General features: G+C 58.8%; 20 protein-coding genes, 2 tRNA genes and 1 pseudogene. 11 read left to right on the top strand and 12 right to left on the bottom strand.

Annotated features, from left to right (window positions below; genetic code table 11):
* Window positions 1-65 precede the first annotated feature (65 nt).
* The 3 genes and pseudogenes from ACWKWM_RS11370 to ACWKWM_RS11360 all read left to right on the top strand — a co-directional run bounded on the left by ACWKWM_RS11370 (window position 66) and on the right by ACWKWM_RS11360 (window position 2,900).
* Window positions 66-1,937 carry an MFS transporter gene (locus ACWKWM_RS11370; protein WP_483846233.1) on the top strand — a complete coding sequence of 624 codons (1,872 nt, stop codon included), beginning with the start codon at window positions 66-68 and terminating at the stop codon, window positions 1,935-1,937.
* A 371-nt stretch (window positions 1,938-2,308) separates the two neighbouring features.
* Window positions 2,309-2,470, top strand: a pseudogene (locus tag ACWKWM_RS11365) (hypothetical protein); the annotation flags it as partial.
* The gene (locus tag ACWKWM_RS11360; RefSeq protein WP_483846232.1) at window positions 2,448-2,900 is read left to right on the top strand and encodes a hypothetical protein; all 453 of its coding nucleotides are present in this window, start codon (window positions 2,448-2,450) and stop codon (window positions 2,898-2,900) included. The pseudogene ACWKWM_RS11365 and the gene ACWKWM_RS11360, both read left to right, overlap by 23 nt.
* Window positions 2,901-2,998: 98 nt before the next feature.
* Here ACWKWM_RS11360 and ACWKWM_RS11355 read toward each other — a convergent pair whose 3' ends face one another.
* Window positions 2,999-3,961, bottom strand: a complete 963-nt coding sequence (locus ACWKWM_RS11355; protein WP_483846231.1) for a bile acid:sodium symporter family protein — start codon at window positions 3,959-3,961, stop codon at window positions 2,999-3,001.
* Window positions 3,962-4,088: 127 nt separating this feature from the next.
* The gene (gene rdgC / locus ACWKWM_RS11350; RefSeq protein ID WP_483846230.1) at window positions 4,089-5,009 is read right to left on the bottom strand and encodes a recombination-associated protein RdgC; all 921 of its coding nucleotides are present in this window, start codon (window positions 5,007-5,009) and stop codon (window positions 4,089-4,091) included.
* A gap of 160 nt (window positions 5,010-5,169) precedes the next feature.
* On the opposite strand from rdgC, the gene ACWKWM_RS11345 reads away from it, so the two are divergent.
* Together ACWKWM_RS11345 and ACWKWM_RS11340 are read left to right on the top strand one after the other, a co-directional pair.
* Window positions 5,170-5,245: transfer RNA gene (locus ACWKWM_RS11345), tRNA-Val, on the top strand.
* A 19-nt stretch (window positions 5,246-5,264) separates the two neighbouring features.
* Window positions 5,265-5,341: transfer RNA gene (locus ACWKWM_RS11340), tRNA-Asp, on the top strand.
* Window positions 5,342-5,617: 276 nt separating this feature from the next.
* On the opposite strand, the gene nirD is transcribed toward ACWKWM_RS11340, so the two are convergent.
* Both nirD and nirB read right to left on the bottom strand, forming a co-directional pair.
* Complete coding sequence (gene nirD / locus ACWKWM_RS11335) at window positions 5,618-5,995, bottom strand: nitrite reductase small subunit NirD (RefSeq protein ID WP_483846229.1); 378 nt, start codon at window positions 5,993-5,995, stop codon at window positions 5,618-5,620.
* Entirely contained in the window at window positions 5,992-8,553 is a 2,562-nt protein-coding gene (gene nirB / locus ACWKWM_RS11330) for a nitrite reductase large subunit NirB (RefSeq protein WP_483846228.1), read from the bottom strand. Before nirB ends, nirD begins: the two co-directional genes overlap by 4 nt.
* A gap of 738 nt (window positions 8,554-9,291) precedes the next feature.
* Here nirB and ACWKWM_RS11325 point away from each other — a divergent pair.
* The 5 genes from ACWKWM_RS11325 (at window position 9,292) to ACWKWM_RS11305 (ending at window position 15,961) form a co-directional block, all read left to right on the top strand.
* The gene (locus ACWKWM_RS11325; RefSeq protein WP_483846227.1) at window positions 9,292-13,095 is read left to right on the top strand and encodes a bifunctional nitrate reductase/sulfite reductase flavoprotein subunit alpha; all 3,804 of its coding nucleotides are present in this window, start codon (window positions 9,292-9,294) and stop codon (window positions 13,093-13,095) included.
* A gap of 274 nt (window positions 13,096-13,369) precedes the next feature.
* The gene (gene bamJ / locus ACWKWM_RS11320) at window positions 13,370-14,158 is read left to right on the top strand and encodes a BamJ family beta-barrel-assembly machinery protein (protein WP_483838400.1); all 789 of its coding nucleotides are present in this window, start codon (window positions 13,370-13,372) and stop codon (window positions 14,156-14,158) included.
* Window positions 14,159-14,555: 397 nt separating this feature from the next.
* Complete coding sequence (locus ACWKWM_RS11315; protein ID WP_483846226.1) at window positions 14,556-15,008, top strand: YkvA family protein; 453 nt, start codon at window positions 14,556-14,558, stop codon at window positions 15,006-15,008.
* Between the two features lie 240 nt (window positions 15,009-15,248).
* The gene (locus ACWKWM_RS11310) at window positions 15,249-15,599 is read left to right on the top strand and encodes a helix-turn-helix domain-containing protein (RefSeq protein ID WP_483846225.1); all 351 of its coding nucleotides are present in this window, start codon (window positions 15,249-15,251) and stop codon (window positions 15,597-15,599) included.
* Window positions 15,596-15,961 (top strand): hypothetical protein, encoded by a 366-nt coding sequence (locus tag ACWKWM_RS11305; RefSeq protein ID WP_483846224.1) that lies wholly within the window; start codon window positions 15,596-15,598, stop codon window positions 15,959-15,961. The genes ACWKWM_RS11310 and ACWKWM_RS11305 overlap by 4 nt, the downstream gene beginning before the upstream one ends.
* 101 nt (window positions 15,962-16,062) lie before the next feature.
* Here ACWKWM_RS11305 and ACWKWM_RS11300 read toward each other — a convergent pair whose 3' ends face one another.
* Both ACWKWM_RS11300 and ACWKWM_RS11295 read right to left on the bottom strand, forming a co-directional pair.
* A complete protein-coding gene (locus ACWKWM_RS11300; RefSeq protein ID WP_483846223.1) occupies window positions 16,063-17,847 on the bottom strand; it encodes a bifunctional diguanylate cyclase/phosphodiesterase in 1,785 nt (594 codons plus the stop codon).
* A 145-nt stretch (window positions 17,848-17,992) separates the two neighbouring features.
* Window positions 17,993-20,071, bottom strand: coding sequence for a carboxy terminal-processing peptidase (locus ACWKWM_RS11295; protein ID WP_483846222.1), 2,079 nt, complete (start codon window positions 20,069-20,071; stop codon window positions 17,993-17,995).
* A 181-nt stretch (window positions 20,072-20,252) separates the two neighbouring features.
* On the opposite strand from ACWKWM_RS11295, the gene ACWKWM_RS11290 reads away from it, so the two are divergent.
* Window positions 20,253-21,215 (top strand): zinc-binding dehydrogenase, encoded by a 963-nt coding sequence (locus tag ACWKWM_RS11290; RefSeq protein WP_483846221.1) that lies wholly within the window; start codon window positions 20,253-20,255, stop codon window positions 21,213-21,215.
* An 88-nt stretch (window positions 21,216-21,303) separates the two neighbouring features.
* Here the strand turns inward: ACWKWM_RS11290 and ACWKWM_RS11285 are convergent, their stop codons facing one another.
* The 6 genes from ACWKWM_RS11285 to ACWKWM_RS11260 form a co-directional block, all read right to left on the bottom strand.
* Window positions 21,304-21,957 (bottom strand): HAD family hydrolase, encoded by a 654-nt coding sequence (locus tag ACWKWM_RS11285; RefSeq protein WP_483846220.1) that lies wholly within the window; start codon window positions 21,955-21,957, stop codon window positions 21,304-21,306.
* A 199-nt stretch (window positions 21,958-22,156) separates the two neighbouring features.
* A complete protein-coding gene (locus tag ACWKWM_RS11280; RefSeq protein ID WP_483846219.1) occupies window positions 22,157-23,146 on the bottom strand; it encodes an ABC transporter ATP-binding protein in 990 nt (329 codons plus the stop codon).
* Between the two features lies 1 nt (window position 23,147).
* On the bottom strand, window positions 23,148-23,945 hold the full coding sequence (locus tag ACWKWM_RS11275; RefSeq protein WP_483846218.1) for an ABC transporter permease: 798 nt from the start codon (window positions 23,943-23,945) through the stop codon (window positions 23,148-23,150).
* On the bottom strand, window positions 23,932-24,774 hold the full coding sequence (locus ACWKWM_RS11270) for an ABC transporter permease (RefSeq protein ID WP_483846217.1): 843 nt from the start codon (window positions 24,772-24,774) through the stop codon (window positions 23,932-23,934). Before ACWKWM_RS11270 ends, ACWKWM_RS11275 begins: the two co-directional genes overlap by 14 nt.
* Window positions 24,771-25,577, bottom strand: coding sequence for an alkaline phosphatase family protein (locus ACWKWM_RS11265; RefSeq protein ID WP_483846216.1), 807 nt, complete (start codon window positions 25,575-25,577; stop codon window positions 24,771-24,773). The genes ACWKWM_RS11270 and ACWKWM_RS11265 overlap by 4 nt, the downstream gene beginning before the upstream one ends.
* Window positions 25,578-25,877: 300 nt before the next feature.
* Entirely contained in the window at window positions 25,878-26,945 is a 1,068-nt protein-coding gene (locus tag ACWKWM_RS11260) for an ABC transporter substrate-binding protein (RefSeq protein ID WP_483846215.1), read from the bottom strand.
* Window positions 26,946-26,973 lie beyond the last annotated feature (28 nt).

Here is a 26,973-nt window from a genome sequence, read left to right as displayed (position 1 = left end):
GCTCGCAAAGGGATTTGATCTTCCCATCCTCATGCCGGTATCGGCGCCATTCAGGACCACGGACGATGAGTCAGTCGCAGTTCAGTTTGTTGGGCAAACGGCGCTTCCTGCCGTTTTTCGTGACCCAGTCCCTCGGGGCGTTCAACGACAATATCTTCAAGCAATCGCTGATCCTCGCGATCCTCTACAAGCTGACCATCGACGGCGACCGTTCGATCTATGTCAACCTGTGCGCGATGCTGTTTATCCTGCCGTTCTTCCTGTTCTCGGCGCTGGCCGGGCAATTCGGCGAGAAATACCCCAAGGACAAACTGATCCGCCTGATCAAGCTTCTGGAGATCGCCATCATGGTGGTCGGCGCAGTCGGGTTTCTCTTCAATCATCTATCGCTGATGCTGGTGGCACTGTTCGCCATGGGCACCCACTCGGCGCTGTTCGGCCCGGTGAAGTATTCGATCCTGCCCCAGCACTTGCACGAAAACGAGCTGGTGGGCGGCAATGGCCTGGTGGAAATGGGCACCTTTCTGGCGATTCTGGCGGGCACTATCGGCGCCGGGATCATGATGTCCGCGACGCACTACGCCCCCATCGTCGCCACGGCCATGGTGCTGATCGCCTGCCTGGGTTATCTGGCCAGTCGCGGCATTCCGCCTGCTGCCGCGGCCTCGCCGGACATAAAGGTCAACTGGAACATCTTCAGCCAGTCCTGGGCCACGCTGAAACTCGGCCTGGGCCAGACCAAGGCAGTCTCGCGCTCCATCGTCGGCAACTCGTGGTTCTGGTTCGTCGGGGCGATTTACCTGACGCAGATCCCGGCCTACGCCAAAGACTGGATGTACGGCGACGAAACCGTGGTCACGCTGATTCTCACGGTCTTCTCCATAGGCATCGCGGCAGGCTCGATGCTGTGTGAGCGGCTATCGGGGCATAAGGTCGAGATCGGTCTGGTGCCTTTCGGCTCGATGGGTCTGACCGTGTTCGGTTTATTGCTCTGGTGGCATTCGGGTGGTTTCCCACAGAACGTGCAGGCCAATGACTGGCTCGCCGTGCTGTCGATCGGACAAGCCTGGTGGGTGTTGTTCGACATCCTCGGCATCGGCGTTTTCGGTGGGTTCTACATCGTGCCGCTTTACGCGTTAATCCAGTCCAGAACAGCCGAGAAAGAGCGCTCGCGGGTCATCGCTTCCAACAACATTCTCAACGCGCTGTTCATGGTGGTGTCGGCCATTGTGTCGATCCTGTTCCTGAGCGTTGCGAAGCTGTCGATCCCGCAGTTGTTCCTTGTGGTGTCGCTGATGAACATCGCGGTCAACGCCTACATCTTCAAAATCGTCCCCGAGTTCACCATGCGTTTCATGATCTGGCTGCTCAGCCATTCCATGTACCGTGTGGAGCATCGCGACCTGCAGCAGATCCCCGACGAAGGCGCCGCATTGCTGGTCTGCAACCATGTGTCGTTCGTGGATGCGCTGCTGATCGCAGGCTCGGTGCGCCGCCCGATCCGCTTCGTCACCTACTACAAGATCTACAACCTGCCGGTGCTCAACTTCATTTTCCGCACGGCAGGCGCGATCCCCATCGCAGGCAGGAATGAAGACTTGGCGACGTACGACAAAGCCTTCAAGCGCATCGCCGATTACCTGAAAGAAGGTGAGCTGGTGTGCATCTTCCCTGAAGGAAAACTCACCACCAGTGGTGAGATCGATGAGTTCAAAGGCGGCATGGCGCGCATCCTCGAAGAAACCAACGTCCCGGTCATCCCGCTGGCGCTGCAAGGCTTGTGGGGCAGCTTCTTCAGCCGCGACCCGAACAAAGGCGTGTTCCGCCGCTTGTGGTCGCGAGTGACGTTGGTGGCGGGGGCGCCGATCTCGGGCGAAGACTCGGCCCCGGCGTTGGTGCGGGAGCGGGTGATGGCGTTGCGTGGGACGGTGCGCTGATAGCGCGTAGGAGGTTTCTGAAAGGGACTTCGTGGGTGGCTTGTAGGGATATTCTGAATTTTTCCCGTGCCTGCTTTTTGACTTAAATTTCCTGCTAATCGCGCATAGATTCATCCGTCTCCAGTTGAGACGGATGTCTGAATCATGATCGTGCCACGCGCCCCGGATGGGGTTTCGCTTCATTTGAACATGGGTACCGCTCGCCATTACAAGGTCAGATACAAGTACGGGAGGGGGGCTCTTCTGTGGTTTTGGTTTTACGAGCAAGTCAGGAATGGCGGGCCTTGGGACTATAAAAAGGAGGATCGGAGTTCGAGGACTTCGGAAACTTTCATTACGGGGCTGTAGGGACAGCGGCGGGGTTTTCCAGCGCCATCCTTCATCGTGCGGCGGGCGCAGCCCAGTTCAGGGCCGAAACAACAGAGCGAGGAGTCACTTGGCCGGACTGGTTTATTTACCCGTACGGAGATGACGTAAGAGACCAGGAGCAGATTGCTGAGGGCATCAAATATGCGATTTGCCACCCGATTTAAACCGAAAACCGTAATCCGTTGTTTAATTCTGCTGTGCGTCATCCTGGGGGGCTTGTTATTTCTAAATCAAAAGCGAACGCCAGTGCTTTCCGAAATCATCGGGCGCTATCCCCTCGGGGACGCTGGGATGGTCTATGTCGTGCAGAGTGATGCAGGTGGGGCCACGGTGCCATATACCTATCATTACTTCGTGCATCAACGCATCGACGATAACGAACTTGCGCTGGAGTCATTGAGGGCAAACGGGAACTCTTTCCTCGTTACCCGAGATTACGATGCGAAGGTCTCGGTAAACGAGGGGCGGGTGAAGGTTTCTACTAGAAAAACCGTTTATAGCTTTCACACCCCAGCGGGGCTCAGGGTAGATGGAGACTATAAGACCTTTGATATCTGGCTCGACGCGCAGGTCGACTACAGCAGATATCGCTAGCGCCAAACTGTAGGAGCCCACTTGTTGGCGAAGCATCCGGCACGTTGTGTCAGTCACGCCGCCTCGCGAACAAGTTCGCTCCTACAGGGTTTTGGCAATCAACTCACGATGGGCTTTTCTTCGGTTACGACTTTTTCAGGCTCCATCTTCCTGAAATACGTCGAAAGCAACGCCCCTGAGATGTTGTGCCATACGCTGAACAACGCGCTGGGCACTGCCGCCAGTGGCGAGAAGTGGGCGCTCGCGAGTGCGGCGCCGAGCCCTGAGTTTTGCATCCCGACTTCCAGTGACAGCGATTTGCGTTGAGCCAGCGGCAGTTTGAACACTTTGCCGGTGAAGTAACCCAGCAGGAAACCGAAGCTGTTGTGCAGGATCACCACCGCCATGATTAGCAGGCCGGATTCGGCGATTTTCGCTTGGCTCGCAGACACTACTGCGCAGACGATCATGACAATGCTGACCACCGAAATCAGCGGCAGCACGTCAACGGCGAAGCTCACGCGCTTACCCAGCAGGCGCTGGGCCAGTACGCCCAGCACGATCGGCAGCATCACCAGTTGCAGGATCGACCAGAACATCTCCATGAAAGACACCGGCAACCACGCCGAGGCCAGCAGCCAGATCAGCGCGGGCGTGAGCAGTGGAGCGAGTAGGGTGGTGACGGCGGCGATGGCAACTGACAGCGCCAGGTCACCTTTCGCCAGCCAGGTCATGACGTTGGATGACGTGCCGCTCGGGCAGCAGCCTACAAGGATCACGCCCACCGCGATTTCCGGTGGCAGGTGAAACACCTGACACAGCGCCCACGCGACGCCAGGCATGATCACGAAATGCGCGACCACGCCAAGGGCCACACGCCAAGGGTGGCGCACGACCTCGGAAAAATCATCGAGCCTGAGGGTCAGGCCCATGCCGAACATGACCAGGCCCAGCAGCGGCACGATCAGGGTTTTCAGACCGATGAACCAAGTCGGGAACAGGAAAGCCAGGACGGCGAACAGCAGCACCCAGTACGCAAAGGTATTACCGACAAAACGACTTAATGCAGCCAGGGCACGCATGGCGGGGGTCCTTTCTTGTTGGTTGGATAATGCACATATCTGTAGGAGCGAACTTGTTCGCGAGACAATGGCCCGGACTTGATCCCGGATACCGCCTCGCCAACAAGTTGGCTCCTACAGGGCTGGTTTAGATCCCCTGAGGAATCTCTTCGCCGCCCAACGCTTCCATCAGCTGCGGCAAAAACTCGCCGAAGGTCAGCATCATCAGGGTAAAGCTGGCGTCCTGCTGGCCCAACGCATCGTCGCCGCCGTTTTGCTCAGCTTCGTCCTGCAGCAGGTCTTCGAACTTCAGGCGCTTGACCGTCAGTTTGTCGTCCAGCACGAAGGACAGTTTGTCCTGCCAGGCCAGGGACAGCTGAGTGACTACCTTGCCAGTGCTCAGGTGCAGCTGGATTTCTTCGCTGGTCAGGTCCTGACGCTTGCACTTCACAATGCCGCCGTCTTCGTGTGTGTCGCGCAGTTCACACTCATCGAGCACAAAGAAGTTCTCGGCGGTCTGGCCGGTTTTGACCCATTCAGTCATGACGGCGGTCGGTGCGGTCTTCACGGTGACAGGGCGCACTGGCAGCGAGCCGACCACTTCACGCAGTGTAGAAAGCAGGTCTTCGGCGCGTTTCGGGCTTGCCGAGTTGACCAGCACCAGGCCTTGTTTCGGCGCGATGGCCGCGAAGGCTACTGAGCGGCGAATGAAAGCGCGGGGCAGGAACGCCTGGATGATTTCATCCTTGAGCTGATCGCGTTCCTTCTTGTAGACCTTGCGCATCTGCTCGGCTTCGATCTCTTCGATCTTCTCTTTAAGCGCGTCGTTGACGACGCTGCCCGGCAGAATGCGTTCTTCTTTACGCGCAGCAATCAGCAGGAAGTCGCCGCTGACGTGGACCAGCGGTGCATCTTCGCCTTTGCCGAACGGGGCGACGAAACCGTAAGTGGTCAACTCCTGGCTGGCACAAGCGCGGGCAGGTTTGGTCGCCAGCGCGGTTTCCAGCGCCTCGGCGTCAAATGGCAGGTCTTGGGTCAGGCGATACACAAGCAGGTTTTTGAACCACATGGGGTGAATCTCTCCTTTATACAAAGGGGGGCATTATTCGCTGCTAAAACCCTGCGGCCAACCCTGCTCTAAGCCTTTGGAACGATTATAAAAATTATTTAAAAAAGTGCTTGCCAGAGGTAGGGTCGCTCCGTAGAATGCGCGCCACACCGAGAGTGAAGGGTGATTAGCTCAGCTGGGAGAGCAGCTGCCTTACAAGCAGCGGGTCGGCGGTTCGATCCCGTCATCACCCACCAATCCTTCTCAGTGTTACGCGCAGCGGTAGTTCAGTCGGTTAGAATACCGGCCTGTCACGCCGGGGGTCGCGGGTTCGAGTCCCGTCCGCTGCGCCATATTTAGCTTCAAGGCCCTTGAACTCCTTGAAGCAACGAAAAAAGCGACCTTAGGGTCGCTTTTTTTGTGCCTGGGATTTATGAATCAGAACTGAAAGGCCTGGATTCGAGTGGGAGCGGACCTGTCCGCGAAGGCTTTGCTCCAGTCGATACAGCTCGGGTGCCTGAAGGTGCAGTCGGCCAACTGACCTATCTGTAGGAGCCAACTTGTTGGCGAGGCTTTTGACATGGCGCATTTGATATGACGCCTCGCGAACAAGTTCGCTCCTACAGTTTTCAGGGCAGGCCAATTTCTACGACATCCCCCTCCAGCCGCACCGCCCAGGTGCGCAACCGCAGCGCCGCATCTTCCAGACAGGTGCCGTCTTCCAGGCGGTAATGCTGTTTGTACAGCGGCGAGGCAATCACCAGATCCCCCGACAGACTGCCGATGATCCCGCGGCCGATCACGTTGACCCCGGTGACCGGGTCGCGATTGTCCACGGCAAAAATCTGCGCCGCGCCGCTGGGGTCAACCACCTGAAACAACGCCACCTGGGTGTTGCCCACTAGCGCCACCACGCCGGAATTGGGTACCAGATCGTTGCGCCCGCATACCGCGCGCCAAGTCTGTACGGAGGCTTTGTCGATCATTGCTGCGTTGGCCTGGTTCATTGGGCAATTTCCTCGACGGCGATCAGTTTGAGTTCATCGGCACGGGCCGGGCGACGCTGGCTGCGTTCCTTGACGAAATGGATGTCCGGGTCGGCGCTCTTGTCGTTGACGAAGGTGCGGAAGCGCTTGAGTTTTTCCGGGTCGTGTAGGGCGTTGGCCCACTCACATTCGTAGCGGTCGACCACCAGTTGCATCTGCGCTTCCAGCTCTTGGCCCAAGCCCAGGCTGTCGTCGATGACCACGGCTTTCAAGTAATCCAGCCCGCCTTCCAGGCCTTCGCGCCAGACTGAGGTGCGCTGCAATTTGTCGGCGGTGCGGATGTAGAACATCAGTACACGGTCGATGTAACGAATCAGGGTTTCGTCGTCCAGGTCGGTGGCGAACAGTTCGGCGTGGCGTGGACGCATGCCGCCGTTGCCGCATACATAGAGGTTCCAGCCGTTCTCGGTGGCAATCACGCCGATGTCTTTGCTTTGGGCTTCGGCGCATTCGCGAGTGCAACCGGAGACGGCGAACTTGAGTTTGTGCGGCGAGCGCAGGCCCTTGTAGCGGTCCTCAATGTTCAGCGCCATTTGCACGCTGTCCTGCACGCCGTAACGGCACCACGTGCTGCCAACACAGGATTTCACTGTGCGCGTCGATTTGCCGTACGCGTGACCGGTTTCGAAGCCTGCCGCGATCAGCTCGCTCCAGATGTCCGGCAGTTCGTGCAACTGTGCACCGAACAGATCGATGCGCTGACCACCGGTGATCTTGGTGTACAGGTCGTATTTTTTCGCCACCGCGCCAATGGCGATCAGGCCGTCAGGCGTGATTTCACCGGCGGGAATACGCGGTACCACCGAGTAGGTGCCGTTCTTCTGCATGTTGGCCATGAACGTGTCGTTGGTGTCCTGCAACGGCACCAGTTTTGAATCCATGATCGGCCGGTTCCAGCACGACGCTAGGATCGAGCCAATCGCCGGTTTGCAGATGTCACAGCCGACGTGGCCTTTGCCGTGACGGGCAAGCATGTCGTCGAAGGTTTCAATGCCTTCCACGCGCACCATCGCGTACAGCTCCTGGCGGGTAAAGGCGAAGTGTTCGCACAGGCTTTTATCGACCGTCACGCCGCGAGCGATCAGCTCGTGCTCGAAGACCTGCTTGAGCAATCCGGCGCAACCGCCGCAACCGGTGCAGGCTTTGGTCTGGGCTTTCAACCCGCCAAGGTCGGTGCAGCCGCCATCGATGGCGGCGCAGATCGCGCCCTTGCTCACGTTATGACAGGAGCAAATGGTCGCGCTGTCGGGTAGTGCATCAGCGCCCAGGGTTGGCACACCGCCGCTCTGCGGCATGATCAGGCTCGACGGATCGGCGGGCAGCTTGATGCCGTTTTGCGCGTATTGCAGCAGGGTGTCGTAGTAGCTGTTGTCGCCCACCAGCACGGCGCCGAGCACCTGTTTGCCGTCGGCCGACACCACCAGTCGGCGATAGCTGCCGCTGGCTTCGTCGATGAAGCGATAGCTGCGCGCGCCGGTGAGTGCGCCATGGGCATCGCCGATGGAACCGACGTCAACGCCGAGCAGTTTGAGTTTGGTCGACATGTCCGCGCCGAAGAATGGCTCGGCGTCCAGGTCGCACAACTGCGCCGCAACGTTACGCGCCATTTGGTAGCCCGGGGCAACCAGGCCGAACACGCTGCCGTTCCAGGCCGCGCATTCGCCGATGGCGAATATGTCGGCGTCGCTGGTGCGGCAATGCTCGTCAATCGCGATGCCGCCGCGTGCCCCCAACTCAAGCTCGCACTGGCGGGCGAGGGCGTCTTGCGGGCGAATCCCGGCGGAGAACACCACCAGGTCAGTTTCAAGAAATTCGTCGCCGGCAAAATTCATCCGGTAGCGGTATTCCTCGCCCGGCGTAATCGACTGCGTGGCGCGAGACAAATGCACGCCAACGCCCAGTGCTTCGATACGAGCCTTCAATGCCGCGCCGCCGAAGTCATCCAGTTGCACCGGCATCAGGCGCGGGGCGAATTCCACCACGTGGGCTTCCAGCCCCAGAGACTTCAGCGCGTTTGCCGCTTCCAGGCCAAGCAAGCCGCCGCCGACCACTACACCGCGTTTGGCGTTTTTGGCCGCGGCGCGGATGGTGTCCAGATCGTCCAGAGTGCGATAGACCAGGCGCGAATCGCCGGCCGCGCCTTCAATCGGTGGCACGAAGGGGTACGAACCGGTCGCCAGCACCAGTTTGTCGAACGGGAAGCAACCGCTGGCGGTGATGACTTCACGCCGAACGCGGTCGATTTCCAGCACCGGCACACCCAAATGCAGCGTCACCCCGCTCTGTTGATACAGCTCGGCTTCGCACATGGCCAGGGACTCGGCGTCACGCCCGCCGAAGTACTCGGACAGATGCACGCGGTCGTAGGCGCGCTGGCGCTCTTCGCCGAACACATGAATGCGGTAGCGATCCAGCGCGCCGTCGGCGATCAATTGCGCGACGCATTGGTGGCCGACCATGCCGTTACCGATGACGATCAGGGTGGGCACATCTTCAAAAGGGGCGACTGTGGTGTTCATAGCAAGTCCCGGCCAAAGCCAATTCAGGTTTTTCGAAAGCAAAAAAAAAGCGCCCGGAACCTTTCGGTTCCAGGCGCCTTTGCCTGTTCTTTGTGGGTTGCCACCCGACCACAGTGTGGGTGCAACCTGCTTGGCCCGATGCCCTGCTGGGCTGACGATCGTCATTGAACGTCAGGGCCGCCAACCGCGCATTCAGGCTGGACTTGGTTGGTCAAAGCAAGGGGTGTGCCAGAGGGTGGTTGGGGGCGCGGGTCTGGCGGGTTGTCGGGGCTTGGCTGTCCGGTAAATGCTGGTTAAAAGACTGATTAACAGCCACTGATGAGAGTCCGCTAACGCATCGCCGGACGCTTTCGATTGTTCTGCAAATGGCGCGAAAAAAGTGCGTGAATGATCGGTTGCGCATCATTGTGATGCCTAAACCCTGTGTCGCAATCCTGAAACCCCCAAGGAGCCAAATCCTGTTGGAGCGAGGCTTGCCCGCGAAGCTGCGAGTGCGGTGTGTCAGGCTCACCGCGTTATCAGCTTCGCGGGCAAGCCTCGCTCCAACAGGTTCACTTGCAGCTGGAGGCTTGCAGCTTGGGGCTTACAACTTTCGGCCGCCCCTCTGGCCCATCCCTTGCAACACCCCCGTCAAAGGTGATCAACGCCGATCGCCATCTTCACGACAAAGGCGCCGTGTGCTCCCCGTTTCAGACGGAGGAGAACAGGGCGTTTTTTTTTTGGTTTCGGGAAATGGGTATGGCGAGTCGAAGCGTTTCAAGTGTGTGTCCTTATTGCGGTGTTGGCTGCGGGATCGTCATGCAGGTCGAGAACAACCGGGTCATCAAAGTGACCGGGGACAAGACGCACCCTAGCAATTACGGGCGCCTGTGCACCAAGGGCACGACTTGTGCCCAGCCGCTGACGGAATCCGGACGTATGGATTCGGCCTACCTGCGTGACGTGCGCAGCCAGGAGCCGGTGCGCGCCGACATCGGCTTCGCCATCAGCGAAACCGCCCGCCGCCTGCGAGCGATCATCGACACCCACGGCCCGGACGCCCTGGCCTTTTATGTGTCCGGGCAAATGTCTTTGGAGGCGCAGTACCTGGCCAGCAAGCTCGCCAAAGGGTTCGTGCGCACCGCTCACATCGAATCCAACTCGCGCCTGTGCATGGCCAGCGCCGGCAGCGGCTACAAACTGTCGCTGGGCGCTGATGGCCCGCCAGGCTCCTACGAAGATTTCGACAAGGCCGACGTGTTCTTCGTCATCGGCGCGAACATGGCCGACTGTCACCCGATTCTGTTCCTGCGCATGATGGATCGGGTCAAGGCTGGTGCGCAGTTGATCGTCGTCGATCCCCGGCGCAACACCACTGCCGACAAGGCTGGTCTGTTCATGCAGATCAAGCCCGGCACCGACCTGGCCCTGCTCAATGGCCTCCTGTATCTACTGATGGAAAACGGTCACACCGATCCGGCGTTCATCGCCTCTTTCACCGAAGGCTGGGACGTGATGCCTTCGTTTCTGGCGGATTACACGCCGGACAAGGTCGCGGCTATCACCGGCATCCCCGAGCAGGACATTCGCCAGGCAGCGGTGATGATCGGCGAGGGCCGCGACTGGATGAGCTGCTGGACCATGGGCCTGAACCAGAGCACCCATGGCACGTGGAACACCAACGCGCTGTGCAATCTGCATCTGGCGACAGGCGCCATTTGTCGCCCTGGCAGCGGACCGTTCTCACTCACCGGCCAGCCCAATGCAATGGGCGGCAGGGAAATGGGCTACATGGGCCCAGGACTTCCCGGACAACGTTCCGCGCTGGTGGCGGAGGACCGTCTCTATATAGAAGGCATGTGGGGTGTCCCGGCGGGGACCTTGCGCACCGAGTCCGGCAGCGGCACGGTGGCGATGTTCGAGCAGATGCGCGACGGCGACATCAAAGCGTGCTGGATCATCTGCACCAATCCGGTGGCATCGGTGCCCAATCGCCAGACCGTGATCGAAGGCCTGCGCGCCGCTGAACTTGTCATCACTCAGGATGCGTTTCTCGACACCGAAACCAACCGCTACGCCAACATCCTTTTGCCCGGCGCGTTGTGGGCCGAAGCCGACGGGGTGATGATCAATTCCGAGCGCAACCTGACGCTCACGCAAAAAGCCGTGGACGCCCCCGGCGACAGTTTGCCGGACTGGCAGATCATCGCGCGGGTCGCCTGTGAAATGGGCTACGCCGAGGCGTTCACGTACGCGTCGGCGGCCGAGGTCTTCGAAGAGATAAAGCGCGCCTGGAACCCCAAGACCGGCTACGACATTCGCGGCGCCAGTCATGCGCGTCTTCGCCAGACGCCCCTGCAATGGCCTGTCGCCTCTCACGACGCAAACGAGCGCAACCCGGTTCGCTACCTTAATGACGGCGTCAGCCAGACCTTGATCTTCGAGCCGGATGGCAGTCGTCCTGCTGTGGTGTTTCCGACGGCCAGCGGCAAGGCGGTGTTCCTGCCGCGCCCCCATTTGCCCCCGGCAGAAATGCCCAGCGAAGCCTATCCCTTAGTGCTCAATACCGGTCGGCTACAGCATCAATGGCACACGCTGACCAAAACCGGGAAAGTGCCGACGCTGAACAAGCTCAACCCCAACCCGTTTATCGAGCTGCACCCGGAAGACGCCGCGTTGTTCGGCATCAAGGATAAGGACGCCGTGGAGGTCCGTTCAGTGCGCGGGCGTGCAGTATTGCCTGCGGTGGTCACCGATCGGGTTCGTCCGGGCAACTGTTTTGCGCCGTTTCACTGGAACGATGTCTTTGGGGAAAACCTGGCGATCAATGCAGTCACCAGCGACGCTGTGGACCCGATCTCATTTCAGCCAGAGTTCAAATACAGCGCTGTGGCTTTGCAGCGGGTGGGGCTGATTGCTCATCGGTTTTTCGAAACGGCGCCCGCTGCCGAGGTTGCTCACGAGTCACAGGGCAAACCGCTGCTGACGTTGCTCTGGGCCTCGCAAACCGGCAACGCGGAATCCCTGGCTGAGCGCTTCGGCAGGCGCTTGCGTAACGCCGGCATCGCCATTGATGTACGTGCAATGGACAGCTTCCCTGCTACGCAACTGGCCGAAGTCGACAACCTTGCGCTGATCAGCAGCACCTTCGGCGACGGAGAGTCTCCGGATAACGGCCAGGGTTTCTGGCAATCGCTGCGCCAACACGACAGCAGGCTCGAGAACCTGCGCTACACGGTGCTGGCGCTGGGCGATCGGAGTTATGACAGCTTTTGTCAGCACGGCAAAAATCTCGATCAACGCCTCGAAAGCCTCGGCGCCTCGGCTTTGCTGCCACGCGTTGACTGCGATCCGGAATTCGAAGTGCCAGCGGATGCCTGGTTCAAGGCGCTGCAAAAGGCGCTGTCGCTTGATGTGCCTGAGTTGCCGGCCGGTGAAAGCGCCTCGTTGGTGGCGCTGCATACGCGTTCGCTACCGCTTTCGTCTGGCTTGTCGATCAATCGACGACTGAACGCTGCAGGCGCGCAGAAGGACACCCGGCAGTTTGCGCTGACGCTGGGTGATTCGGGCTTTCACTACGAAGCGGGAGATGCCCTCGGTGTATGGCCCCGCAACTGTCCGGAGCTTGTCGAGGAATTGCTCGACCTGACGGGCCTCGATGCCGAGCGTCCGGTGACCATCGAAAAACACGGCGACGTGCCGCTGGGCGAAGCGTTGGTCCGGCATTTCGAGATCGCCAAACCGCATTTCGATACGTTGCAGTTCATCGCCGAACGCAGTCGCAATCCTGAGCTGAAAGTGCTCTTGGGCGAAGCCTATAAAGGCGAGCTGAAGGACTGGTTGTGGGGACGGCAGTTGGCAGACGTGCTACAGGCATTTCCGATGCGTTGCAGCGCGCAGGAGCTGGTTGGTTCGCTCAAGCTTTTACAGCCGCGTTCTTACTCCATCGCTTCGAGTTCCAAAACGCATCCCGACGAGGTGCATTTGACGGTGTCCGCAGTGCGTTACGGCAAGCGCAAAGGCGTGTCCTCGACGTTTCTCGCCGACCGTGCTGAGCGGTGCGAGGTGCCGATTTTCCTACAGCCGTCCAAACATTTTCGCGTGCCCGGCGATGGCGATGTGCCGATGATCATGATCGGACCGGGTACCGGCGTGGCGCCATTTCGCGGGTTTCTTCAGGAGCGCAGGGCGCGGGGCGATCGTGGCAAGAACTGGCTGTTCTTTGGCGAACAGCATGCGGTCAGCGATTTTTACTATCGCGATGAGCTCGAAGGCATGCAGCACGACGGCCTGCTGACGAACCTGAGCCTGGCGTTCTCGCGTGATCAGGGCGAGAAGATTTATGTGCAGCATCGGATTCAGCAGCAAGGGGCTGAACTGTGGCGCTGGTTGCAGGAAGGCGCGCAGGTGTATGTGTGCGGCGACGCGGCGCACATGGCCAAGGATGTGGATCTGGCGCTGCGTCAAGTGATTGCGCAGCACGGCGGATTGAGCGAGGAGGGCGCGGCAGAGCATTTGCGCTCTCTGACCGAGCAGAAGCGATATTTGCGGGATGTTTACTAAAGCAGGCGTCTCACTCTGTAGGAGCGAACTTGTTCGCGAGGCGGTCTATCGGTTTGAAGCGCAGATCGCCTCGCCAACACGTTGGCTCCTACAGGATCAATCACGCATTTCTGAACCCGAACTGAACGACTTTCTCGATCAAACAAGAAAACCTTTGGATACCTGAACTTATCTGCCTTTTCTCCCTCTCATGCCGGTAGCCATTGATCGCGGCGGCCTGATAAGCTCGCGGCTTTACTCGTTTGCCCTATTGGCGCATGAACAAGGAATTAGCATGAAACAGCATCGGTTGGCAGCGGCGATAGCCCTGGTCGGTCTGGTACTCGCAGGTTGCGACAAACAAGCCAGCACCGTCGAGCTGAAAACTCCGGCGCAAAAAGCCTCCTACGGTATCGGTCTGAACATGGGCAAAAGCCTGGCTCAGGAAGGTATGGACGATCTGGATTCCAAAGCGGTAGCGCTGGGTATCGAAGACGCCGTCGGCAAGAAAGAACAGAAACTCAAAGACGACGAACTGGTAGCAGCGTTCGGCGATCTGCAAAAACGTGCTGAAGAGCGCATGGCCAAGATGAGCGAAGAGTCGGCAGCCGCTGGCAAGAAGTTCCTCGAAGAAAACGCCAAGCGTAAGGAAGTGACCACTACCGCTTCCGGTCTGCAATACGAAATCATCAAGAAAGCCGACGGCCCTCAGCCTAAGCCAACCGACGTTGTGACCGTTCACTACGAAGGCAAACTGACTGACGGCAAAGTCTTCGACAGCTCGGTTGAGCGCGGCAGCCCGATTGATCTGCCGGTTAGCGGCGTGATCCCGGGTTGGGTTGAAGGCCTGCAACTGATGCACGTAGGCGAGAAGGTCAAACTCTACATTCCTAGCGATCTGGCTTACGGCGCTCAGAGCCCAAGCCCGATGATCCCGGCCAACTCGGTGCTGGTATTCGATCTGGAACTGCTGGCGATCAAAGATCCGGCAGCTGTCGCCAATGAAGCCGCAGCAGGCGCTGCAGCAACAGACGACGAAGAGCAGGAAGAGACTGCACCGGCAAAACCTGCCGCCAAGAAGTAATCGATTCGTCGATGAGCGCTTGAAAAAATGCCCCGTTTTTCGGGGCATTTTTGTATCTGTGATAAACAGACCGAACCCAGCCTTTCGCGCAGAGTCCCAATATCGTTGACGAATTCGCGGGTTACGCGGATTGTCCGACGATTAGATCATCGTCTTGTTTTAAGCCTCGGCTAGTCTCGGGGTGGGTCTAAGTCAATGATTTTTTGTGTTTATTTGTGTGAGTAAAAAACGCGCGATCTAAGCCAAAGCCCAGTAGAACGGGGGTTTCAGCGCTGAAAAGTGCCTCTGTTCACAAGGTTATCCACAACTTGTGTGGATAACATTCTGGTGCTCGTAGCAGCGGTATTCAGACGTCGCATTTTTCTCAACGGTTCGTTATTAGCACCCTGGAGTGAGCATGAAAGCACCCTGGAATTTAATCCGTTACCTGCCGATGGCTCGGCGCCTGATGGCGGCGGGCCGTTTGCCGACGCTGCTCTTTGCTGTGGCTCGCAAGGGCGCGGGCGAGGGAAATCGGCTGGGCAAACTCAAGGATGACCTCAAACTGCTGCAAGCACTGTGTCTGGCGTACTGGCGCGGTGAGTACCGTGCGATCAGCCCCAAGGCGATTCTGTCGGTAGTGGCGGGGCTGATGTACTTCCTCAGCCCGCTGGATGCCATCCCGGACTGGATTCCAGGGCTCGGCATGCTCGATGACATCGCCGTGCTGGCGTGGGTGATGAAAAGTCTGAACGTCGAGCTGGATGCCTTCCGTGCATGGCGCGCGAAGCAAAGCCCGGAGAAGCTTGCGGTGGTTGAGCGTTTGCCTGCCAATCCAAAGTTGTTGGCGCAGGAAAAATCCACGGATTGACCCGTTACCTCACGGATTGACCCGTTACCTCACGGATTGACCCGTTACCTTCTGTAGGAGCGAATTTATTCGCGAGATGTAGCTGAGGCTGATCCGTCATCATTGGCCAGCAGAACGTCTCGCGAATGAATTCGCTCCTACAGAGAAGGGCGAACCAACTTGCGTCGATCCACTGTTAAGATGCCGCCATAGAAAAGAAAAAGCGTACTTGCAACAAGTTGCTGTCTTACAGGGGGTTGTATGGATCTTCAGGTCATATCTCGTGATGGAGAGCCAGAATACGCAGTGCTGCCATGGGCGCAGTATCAGTCGCTGCTTCGGGCTGCCGGACTTTCGAGTGCACAAAGTGCTGCCGGTGCTGAGCTATCTGCTGCCAGCGCTTCAACTGCTGAAGAAGAGTTGCCCGGGCTCGACCAACTGGGGCCGCTGCGTCAGGCCAAAGGTCTGGAAGTTGCTCAACTGGCCCGCACTGTCGGCATCAGCCCGTCTTACCTTGAACTGATTGAGAACGGCACGCGCATTCCGGACGCCGCCATTCGCCGCAGTCTGGCGTGGGAACTCGGCGTCGCAGGCTGGCGAGGTGTGTCATGAGCGTGAGGATCAGCCGCCAGCACTGGGAAGCGCTACTGGCTGAACTGGATCTCGCACGGCGCCAGCGTCATCTGGTCACCTACCGAGCGCTGCTCGAACGTTTGCAGTTGCCGACGCCTGCGATGCTCACCCTTACCGCCGCCCTCGAACACCTCGCCGCCATGGACGCCAAATCCGAACAGCCGTTGCGCAGTTCGCTGGTGATCAGCCAGGGTGCGAGTCGCCTGCCGCGCACTGGTTTTTTCGAGTGTGCCGAGCGGCTCGGGCGTTTTTCCGGACCCTCTGATGGCGTCGCTGCAGCGTCATGGCATGCGTCGGAAGTGGTGCGGGTGTTTGAATTTGAGTACTCACAGGACGAGTGATCGCCGCAGGTCTGTAGGAGCCAACTTGTTGGCGAGGCAGCCGACGCAGTATTTCAATTGAAAAGCCTCGCGAACAAGTTCGCTCCTACAGGTACATGCATTCAGCTTGAGGCTTGCAGCTTAGAGCTTGCAGCTATCTCCGCTGTATCAATCACATGAATACTTGCCCCCAGCACGTCCTTGGCGTGATGCTTGGCCTGTGACGCCAACTCCGCCAATTGGCTCGCATCCAGCACGCTGCACGCCTGCGGATGCAGATGCACCACCCCAATCGACAGCGACAGCAACGCAAATTCCTGGCGCTGGCCTTGTCGGTTGAGCGCGACAAAACACCCTGCCTGCAAATGTTCGGCGCGATAGAAGCGGCGGCACTGATTCTGGAAATCTTCCAGCAGCAGGTTCAGGCGTTTGCGCCAATCTTCAGAGCCCAGCACCATTAGAAAATCATCGCCGCCAATGTGCCCGACAAAGTCGCGACTGGGGTCGATGCGGTCGTTCAGGCATTGCGCCAGACACAGCAACACCTCGTCGCCACGGCCGTAGCCATAGATATCGTTGAAGGGCTTGAAGCTGTCGATGTCCACGTAGCAGATCATCGACTCGCGACCCTGCTGCAACAGCCGCGTCAGGCATTGCTGAATCGGCACATTGCCCGGTAACAACGTGAGTGGGTTGGCATAGCGCGCCTGTTGAATCTTCAGCTCCGTGATCAACTTCAGCACATCGATCACCCGGCCCAGGCCCAGGTAAGCACCGTTCTGCATGATGATGAAATCTTCCTCGATCCGCTGCCGCGCGCGGCTGGTGATCAGGCGGCTGACTTGTTGCAGCGATTGCGTCAGCTCCACCGCCAAAAAGTCATCACTCATCAGGCGGCTGATCGGTTTGCGTGCATAGATCTCGGTAGCGAACGGTTGCAGCAGCACGTCCGACAACGAGTGCCGGTGGACGATACCGATGGGCTGGCTTTGTTCATCGAGCACTGCCAGCGAGTTGAGGTTGGCTTGTTTACGGAAGGCTTCGAGCACACTGGCGGTGGGCGTTGATTGCAAAACGGCCGGATGTTCGTTGAGCAGAGCGCCCAGGTCACTGCCCTCTTCGCTCAAGCTCGCGGCACTGGCATCTGCCTTTGGCAGCATGGCGCGAGCATCACGGGGAGGATTTTCCTGGGGACGGCAGAGCAAATAGCCCTGGACCAGATCGATGCCCATATCGATCAGCACTTCCAGTTCTTCGCGCAGCTCGATCCCCTCTGCAATCACCATCGCCCGCGAGGCCTTGGCCATTTGCAGCATCGAGCCTACGAATTCACGCTTCACTGCGTCCTGATGAATGCCGTCAATGAAGTGCCGATCGATCTTGACGTAATCCGGGCGCAATTCCGACCACAAGCGCAGGCTCGAGTAACCGGCGCCGAGGTCGTCCAGTGCAATGGAAAAGCCCATGTCGCGATAATGATGCAGCGCGGTGTACAGAAGTCCGAAGTCGTCGGTTGGCGTCTGTTCGGTCAGCTCGATTACTACTTGGCTGGGCGGGATGCCGTGACTGGCGAGCAATTCAAGCGTGCGGCCGGGCGGGTGAGAAGCCTCCAGCAGAGACTCGGGGGAGATATTGAGGAACAGCTTGCCTTCAAGCTTGTGCTGACTGAACCGCCGACAGGCAGATTCGCGACAGGCCAATTCCAGTTCACTCAAACGGCCGGCTTGCCGCGCGACCGCGAACAGGCTGATGGGGGAGTGCAGCGAGCTGTTGGAAGGGCCGCGCGTCAAGGCTTCGTAGCCCAGGATTCGGCGGTCAGACAGCGACACAATCGGTTGAAACAGGCTGTGCAAGTCGCCCTGAGCCAGAATCGAACTCAGTGCGCTCAGCTGTTCAGTGACGGTCATGGCAATCTCGGGGCAAGAAAAAGGGGCTCGACGCGATAGCGCAGAGCCCCGTATTTCACGACAGCTTCATGACTGTTTGATGACGAATGGTATTACATCGCCAGCAATTTCATGAAGCTTTACCTGATCACTCAGGCCTACCGTATTACTTCTTTGCCACGCTACCGCTCAGACCCAGATAATCGATGAGGATGCGCCCGGTTTCTGACAGGTAAGCGTCGTCTTCGGGCTTGGTTTTATCATCGTCGACCGGCAGTGCGTCTTCGTCTTCTTTCTTAAGCTCCTTGAGCGGGTCTTCGCCTTTGGCCTTGCGGCGGATGTTTTCCATGCTCAATTGCTGATTTTCGATATCGGAGTGCTCACTGCGACGCACGCTTTCATTGAGGCTGACAGTTTTTTCCGCCATCAACTTCTTCGCCAGCGCGAGCTTGTCTTCGATGAACACAAACTCGGCGTCTTTGGCCGAGCGCACGTCATGGCGCGATTGCAGCTGCGCCAGGAACGGCTTGAACGGGTCGACTGCAGGCTTGATCGCAGGCTTGATGGTGTCGTAAGTCATCGCTTCCGGCAGCGCGCTTTCGCCGATTTCCTTGGTGTCGATAATGGACGGGTACGCGATGTCAGGCAGTACGCCCTGATGCTGGGTGCTCTGGCCCGACACGCGGTAGAACTTGGCCAGGGTCAGTTTCAGTTCGCCGTGGTTCAGCGGCTGAATGGTTTGCACCGTGCCTTTGCCGAAGGTCTGGCCGCCGATGATCAGCGCGCGGTGATAGTCCTGCATGGCACCGGCGAAAATCTCTGAAGCCGAGGCAGAAAGGCGGTTCACCAGCAAGGCCATCGGCCCTTTGTAGAACGCGCCAGGGTTCTCGTCTTCGAGCACGTCCACTTTACCGTCTGCGTTACGCACCAGAACGGTCGGGCCTTTGTCGATGAACAGGCTGGTCAGCTCGGTGGCTTCCTGCAATGAGCCGCCGCCGTTGTTGCGCAGGTCAATGACCACGCCGTCAACCTTGTCGCCTTGCAGTTCGGTCAGCAGCTTCTTGACGTCACGGGTGGTGGATTTGTATTCCGGATCGCCAGCACGGTAAGCCTTGAAGTCCAGATAGAACGCCGGGATTTCAATGACGCCCAGTTTGTAGTCCTTGCCGTCCTGATTGAGGTGCAGGATCGACTTCTTGGCCGCCTGCTCTTCAAGTTTCACCGCTTCACGAGTGATGGAGACAATTTTGCTGGTCTGATCGTTCGGGCCGTTGCTGGCCGGAATCACTTCCAGGCGAACGACAGAGCCTTTCGGACCGCGAATCAGTTTGACCACTTCATCAAGACGCCAGCCGATCACATCGACCATCTCTTTATCGCCTTGGGCGACGCCGACGATCTTGTCAGCCGGAGCGACCTGCTTGGTTTTGGCTGCAGGGCCAGCAGGCACCAATCGCACGATCTTGACGTTGTCGTTATCACTCTGCAACACGGCGCCGATGCCTTCCAGCGACAGGCTCATGTTGATGTCGAAGTTTTCCGCGCTGTCTGGTGACAGGTAGTTGGTGTGCGGATCGTAGGACATGGCGAAGTTGTTTTCATACGCCTGGAAAATGTCTTCGCTGCGGGTCTGGGCCAGACGCGACAATTGATTCTTGTAGCGCTTGGTCAGGGTTTCCTGAATCTTCGCAGGCTCTTTGCCGGCGATCTTCAGGCGCAGGACTTCATCCTTGACGCGTTTGCGCCACAGGTCGTCCAGTTCAGCTTCGTTCTTGGGCCAGGCGGCGTCTTTGCGATCAACCAGCAAGGTTTCCTTGGTGGTCAGATCGATCTTGTCGACGCCCTTGTCGAGTTCCGCCAAGGCAAAATCCAGACGCGACTTGATGCGGTCCAGATAGCGCTTGTAGATGGTAAAGCCAGGTTGCAGGTCGCCGCTCTTGAGGAAATCGTCGAACTGCGTACGCCACTTGTCGAATTCAGCGATATCGCTGGCCAGAAAGTAGCTGCGGGCAGGGTCGAGCAATTTCAGGTAGCTCTGGTAGATGATCTCAGAGCGCTTGTCGTCCAGAGGCGGCTTGCTGTAGTGGTGCCGCTTGAGCAGTTCCACCACATTGAGGCTGGCTATCACCTCGTCCCGATCGGGTTGAAGATTATCCCAGCTGTTGGCAGCAAAGGTGTTGGCGGACATTGGCAAAACACTGAGGCCAATGAGCAATGCAAGTGTGCTGGGCAAAAATTGCTTCATGCTGATTCGACGCGGGGACAATTGATAACGCATATTAGGCCGTCTTTAAGGTCGCCGGTTCAGTCTCAGGCTCCGTGACGTGTTCACACAGCCTGATGCGAACCCGGTCGCATAATGCAAAAAGCCCGAATGCCTATTAAGAGCACATCGGACTCAGTCGAGAACTCACTATGGAGGCACCGTGAAAGCATTGCAAGGCGTTGAAGGTCAAGTGGAATGGGTCCAACAGCCATCACCGACGCTTGATGTCGGCCAAGTGCGCATCAAGGTCGCTGCGGCCGGACTCAATCGAGCCGATTTGCTCCAGCGCGCCGGTCTGTATCCGCCGCCGCCGGGCGTCACCGAAATCCTCGGCATGGAGTGTTCCGGGGTGATCGCTGAAGTGGGGCCGGGCACGTCCTGGCAGGTGGGGGACCGCGTCTGCGCGTTGTTGGCGGGCGGGGCGATGGCCGAAGAAACCGTGGTCGATGCGCGTCATGTTTTACCGGTTCCCGAAGGCATCTCGCTGCATGAGGCTGCCGGTATCCCGGAAGTCTACGCCACCGCCTGGTTGAATCTGTTTCAGTTGGCAGGGCTCAAACCCGGTGAAAAAGTTTTGCTGCACGCCGGCGCAAGTGGAGTTGGTTCAGCCGCCATTCAGCTTTGCAAAGCCTTCGGTAACCCGTGCTGGGTGAGCGTTGGGTCTGCCGAGCGTCTGGCGTACTGCGAAGCGTTGGGTGCTCAGGGCGGGGTGATTCGCACTGAAAGCCTGGACAGCCTAAGCGACTTTGCACCGTTCAATGTCATTCTGGATCCGGTGGGCGCCAACTACGCGGCGCTGAATCTGAAAGTGCTGGGTGTCGATGGTCGTCTGGTGTTGATCGGGCTGATGGGCGGGCGCAAAGCGGAGCTGGACATGGCGTTGGTGCTGGGCAAGCGCATTCAGATCCTGGGCTCGACGTTGCGCAGCCGCGATGATCAGTTCAAGGCTGATCTGTTGAGCGATCTGGGGCAACACGTCTGGCCGCTGTTCACCGAAGGCCGCCTCAAGCCGCAACTGGCGCGCAGCTTCCCGATCAGCGATGCCGAAGCGGCGTTTGCCGAGCTGGCGACCAATCAGGTGTCGGGCAAGGTGGTACTGGTGATTGACGAAAGTCTGGCGTAAGTCTGTAAGAGCCAACTTGTTGGCGAGGTTTGACGCGGTGTGTCAGGCGCGCCGCCTCGCGAACAAGTTCGCTCCTACAGGTGCCGGGCTACTTCCAGTGATGAATCGGCCAGCCGGCTTTTTCGGCGTGTTCGCGCAGGGTTGCGTCCGGGTTCACTGCATGGGGGAAATCGACCTTCAGCAGCAGCGGTAAATCGTTGCGCGAATCGGAATAGAAGCTGGCGCCCTCAAGGTTCTCGCCTTCCTGATCCAGCCATTCCATCAAGCGGGTGATCTTGCCTTCGCGGTAGGTCAGCACGCCGGTGGTCTGGCCGCTGTATACGCCATGGGCGATGCCCAGATCAATCGCCAGTACTTCATCGACGCCGATGCGCTCGGCGATGGCTTTGACCAAGTGCACACCTGAGGCCGAGATCACCAGAATCCGGTCGCCAGCCGCGCGATGCTGAGCGATGGTTTTGGTGGCGTCGCTGAAAATGATCGGCTCGATGAAATCCTCGACCCACGGCCCCACCAGAAACTCCACTTCTTCGGGTGTACGCCCGATCATCGGTTCCAGGCTGAAGGCCATGTAGTCCTCCATCGCCAGGTCGCCGTTGCCGTACGCCTCCATCAGCTCGTGGTCGCGCTTGATGAAAGATTCTGGATCGACCCAGCCAAGGCGGCCCATCTGCTCGCTCCACAGACTGGCGCAGTCGCCGTGAATCAGTGTTTCGTCCAGGTCGAAAATTGCTAGTGCCATTGCTGCTGTCCTCTTAAATCATTTACACGCAGATCAACTGTAGGAGCGTGGCTTGTCCCGCGATCTGCCGGGAACCGACAGCAATCCAGGCGAATGCGGTGTGTCAGTCTGAATTCCGTCGCAGATTCTACGACGGGTTCCCCGCCGATCGCGGAACAAGCCACGCTCCTACAGGATTTCGTCGCGGGTCATGCGGCGCTTATGCCACCTCGCACAGTGCCGACGCTTCGATGTTCAGGGTGACGCGCTGGCCGTTGGGGTGCAAGTCGCTGGCCGAGCGGTTGAGCACATCCACCACCAGATCCACGCCGCGCGCTTGTACGCGATAACGAATCACGTTGCCCAGCAGACTGTGGCTGCGGATCTCGCCTTCCAGCCCCCCGGTCAGGCTCAACTGAATGGCTTCGGGACGAATCGCCACGCGGCTGTTGATCGGACGCTGCATCAGGCGGCTGGCGGCATCGGGCTCCAGCAGGTTGTAGTTGCCGATGAAACCTGCGGCGAAGGCATCGACCGGCGAGGTGTACAAGGTTTCCGCGTCGCCGCTCTGGACGATCCGGCCCTGGTTCATCAGGAAAATCCGGTCCGACATGGTCAGCGCTTCTTCCTGATCATGGGTCACGAAAATCGTAGTCAGGCCCAGTTCCTGCTGGATCGCGCGGATCTGCTCGCGCAAGTGCTTACGAATCCGTGCGTCCAACGCCGACAGCGGCTCATCGAGCAACAGCAGGCGAGGGCGCGTCACCAGCGAACGCGCCAATGCCACACGCTGGCATTGCCCGCCAGACATCTGATGAGGGTAGCGCTTGGCGTATTCGCCCAACTCCACCAGCTTCAACACCTCGGCCACCCGCTGTTTGCTTTCATCGGCACTGACCTTCTGCATGCGCAGGCCAAACGCGACGTTCTGCTCCACGTTCATGTTCGGGAACAGCGCGTAGCTCTGAAACACCATGCCGATGCCGCGTTTTTGCGGGGCAACGGGGACCAGGTCCTTGCCGTCCAGAAATATCCGGCCGCTGGTGACTGAGGTCAACCCGGCGATGCAGCGCAGCAGCGTGGATTTGCCACAGCCGGACGGACCGAGCAGGGTGACGAACTCGCCCTTCTTGATCTCGCAATTTATATCGCTGAAGACCGCCGTGCTGGCGTAATTCTTTTGCAGGTTTTCAACACTGACGAAGCTCATATCAGTCTTTGTCCTTGTTCAATCGATTGGCAGCCCAGGTCAGCAGCAGCACGAAGAGGAAATAAGAGATCACCAGCGCGCTGTTGAAGTGGCCGCTGCTGTTGCGCATGTTGTTGAGGTACACCTGCAGGGTCTCGTAACGCGTACCCACCAGCAGATTGGCGAACACGAATTCGCCGAACAGGAAGGAAAACGACAGCAACAGGGCGATCATCAGGCCCTTGCGCAGGTTCGGCAGGACCACCAGCACGGCGGCCTGAAAGGTGCTCGCGCCGAGCAGTTGGGCGGCGTCCATCAGGTCAACCAGATTGATCGCTTGCAGGTTATTGGTGATCGCCCGGTACATGAACGGCAGCGCTACGGTGAAGTAGCAGCCGATCAGAATCCACGGCGTACCGACCATCGCCATCGGCCCGGAACCATAGAGCTGCAACAGCCCTACCGAAGACACCACCGGCGGCACCGCGAAGGGCAGTAGGATCAGGATGTTCATCACGCTGTCGAGTTTCGGGAAGTGGTAATGCACCACGAACAGCAGCGGCAACACCAGCACCACCGAGAGCAATAGAGCGCCGACGCACACCAGCAACGATTGCGCGAAGGCCATTAAGAAACGCGGGTCGCTCCACAGCGCGATGTACCACTTGAAGGTCAGGCCGCTGGGCAGGATCGTCGCCGACCAACTGGTGGCGATCGAATACACGAACGTCCCCAGCAACGGCGCCAGCAGAATCAGAAAAAGGATGTACACCACGATGCGGTGGTAGAGCCCGGCCGGGCCGCGTTCAGCGCGAGACATGGTAGCTCCTCTTCAACAGCCATTGATGGACGATGGTCACCAGGGTCATCAAGCCCACCAGAATCATCGCCAGGGCGCTGGCCATGTTCGGGTCCAGCGTGATGTCTCCGGCCACCATCGCTGCGATACGGATGGGCAGCACGTTGAAGTTGCCGGTGGTCAGCGCGTAGACCGTGGCATAAGCGCCGAGGGCGTTGGCCAGCAGAATCACGAAGGTGCCAAGCAGGGCAGGGGTGAGCACCGGAATCCCGATGTGCCGCCAGAAATCCCAACTGCTGGCGCCGAGCAAGGACGCCGATTCGCGCCAGTCTTCGCGCAGCGCGTCGAATGCCGGATACAGCAGGAGTACGCCGAGCGGAATCTGGAAGTAGGTGTAGAGAATGATCAGGCCGGTCTTGGAGTACAGATTGAAGTCATCGATGATCCCCGCTTGTTTGAGGATCAGCGTCAGCGCGCCGTTGAAGCCCAGCAGGATGATGAACGCGAACGCCAGCGGCACGCCGGAAAAGTTGCTGGTCATATTGGCGAAGGCACTCACGAAATCCCGCAGCCGCGACGGCACTTTGCGCAGCGAATAACTGCCGAGGATCGCAATGATGATGCCGATCACACTCGACCAGAAACTGATCTCCAGGCTGTACTGAATCGCCTGACGATAGAAGCGCGAGTCGAAGGCCTTGATGAAGTTTTCAATGCCCCAGCCAGCCTCGGAATGCAGGCTGTTGATCGCCACCCACACCAACGGCGCGATCTGGAAAATAATGAAGAAGATGGCGAAGGGCAGCAGGCACAACAGCCCCAGCCATTTGCCCCGGCTTTGTGAATTCACTTGAGTATCTCCCTGCAGACTGGCTTGTCGTGGGTCACGCCGAGCAGTTCGCAGACGGTGCCGCAAAGTTCGGTTTGTTTGGGATGTGCGTCGGGGTTCAGGCTGAAGGCGTCACCGATCACGAACAGCGGCACTTCGCGCTCTTCCGGCAAGATGCCGTTGTGCGAGCGGTCGTTGTTCATGCCGTGATCAGCCGTTACCAACACTTGGAAACCAGCGTCGAGCCAGCGCTGCAGGTACTCGGCCAGAATGATGTCGGCGGTGCGTGCGCTGTTGCGGTATTGCGGGGTGTCGAGGCCGTGCTTGTGCCCGGCGTCGTCAATGTTCATGGGGTGAACGAACAGAAAGTTCGGCTCATGGCGCAGGCGCAGATGCTCGGCGTCATCGAACAAGTGTGAGTCGGGGTAGTGATCGACGTAGTAGAAATGACCGTGCTGGATCGGCAGTTCCGGTGCATCGGTGTGGCGGTCGCGCGCGGCAATGAAGGGCGAGCGGTTATACAACTCGCTGACCCAGTGATAAGCCGCTGCTGCGGTGGTCAGCCCTGCTTCAGTAGCATAGTGGAACACGCTGCGCTGATTGGACAGGCGTGACACCTGGTTATGCACGATGCCGCTGTCGATGGGTGCAACCCCGGTCAAAATGCATTCGTACAGCGGACGGGACAACGACGGCAGCTCGCATTCCAGCTTGTACAGCGCAGCGCGGCCGGCATCGCTGTAAGCCAGCAAATGCCCCATTGCATGACGGGCAACGCTGTAGCTCAAGCCGTCCAGCAGGATCAGGATGACGTTGTGTTTCATGTGCCGCTCCGGGTATTCGAATTCGAGGGTGAAGCAACACTGGGCCTTGATCTGGTTTTGATGCTGCCTTGGTCGGGCCCTGATGTGGTTTTGATTCTGGCCGGAGGCCGTAGGAGTCCGGCTTGCCGACGATGGGCGGCGAAGCAGCCCCAGAACCAGACGCCTCGGTGCAACAGGCACACCGCATATTCAGGTTTGGCTGCCGGTACCCGGCAGATCGTCGGCAAGCCAGACTCCTACGCCCTTCGGGCAGAAGCAGGATTGAAGTTGGCGCTTCGTCCTTGAAGCGCCAGCGGGGCATCACTGCATTTCGACGATCACTTGCTCGTTCCACTGCTGTGGCAGGGCTTTCGAGGTTTTTTCCCAGGCGGCTGGGTCTTTGATCGGGGTCACGCCTTTGTACTGCTCGTTGGGCAGCAGTTGCTTCTGCACGTCTTCCGGCAGCTTCAGGTGCTCGGCACGAATCGGACGGGCGTTACCGCGCGCCAGGTTGGTCTGGCCTGCATCGCTGAAGATGTACTCACGCGCCAGCTTGGCGGCGTTCGGGTGCTTGGCGTATTTGTTGATGATGGTGGTGTAACCAGAGATCACCGAACCGTCGGACGGGATCAGCACCACGTAGTCATCCGGGTTGGTCATCTTGGCTTTGTAGCTCAGGCCGTTGAAGTCCCAGACGATGCCGACTTCTACTTCGCCTTTCTCCATGGTCTGGATGGTTGGGTTGTTGATACCCAGACGTTTTTGCTTGGCAAGTTCCGTGAACAATTGCAGGCCTGGGGCGATGTTGCTTTCGTCGCCTTTCATGGCGATCGCAGCGGCGAGCACGCCGTTGGCCGCCTGGGCTGCGGTGCTCACGTCACCGATGGTGACTTTGTATTTGCCGGACTTGAGGTCGGTCCATTTGGTTGGGACTTCAGAACCGTGCAGCAGCTTCTTGTTGACGATGAAAGCGATGGTGCCGGTGTAGGCCAATGCCCAGTGACCATCTTTGTCTTTCGCCCAGTCCGGGACCTGATCCCACGTGGTGGGTTTGTAAGGTTGGGTCACGCCTTTTGCCGTAGCAATCGGGCCGAAGGCTGCGCCGACGTCACCGATGTCGGCACTGGCGTTGTCTTTTTCCGCATCGAACTTGGCCACTTCCTGAGCCGAGCTCATGTCAGTGTCCATGTGCTTGAGACCGTATTTGGTCGAGAGGTCCGACCAGGTGCCTTTCCAGTTCGCCCAGTCGTCGGGCATGCCCACGCTGTTGACCGCACCTTCGGTCTTGGCAGCGGCTTCCAGCGTTTTCAGGTCAGCGTCCGCGGCCATGGCCGATGTGCTCAGCGCGATGGCCGAACCCAGGAGTGATGCCAGCAAAAGGTGTTTCATTCGAAGCTCCTTGTGCACTTCTCGACGA

This window comes from Pseudomonas rosaeacicularis, from assembly GCF_057128745.1.
Note: the sequence above shows the minus strand (reverse complement) of the source record. Positions and strands in the feature narration are given on the sequence as shown.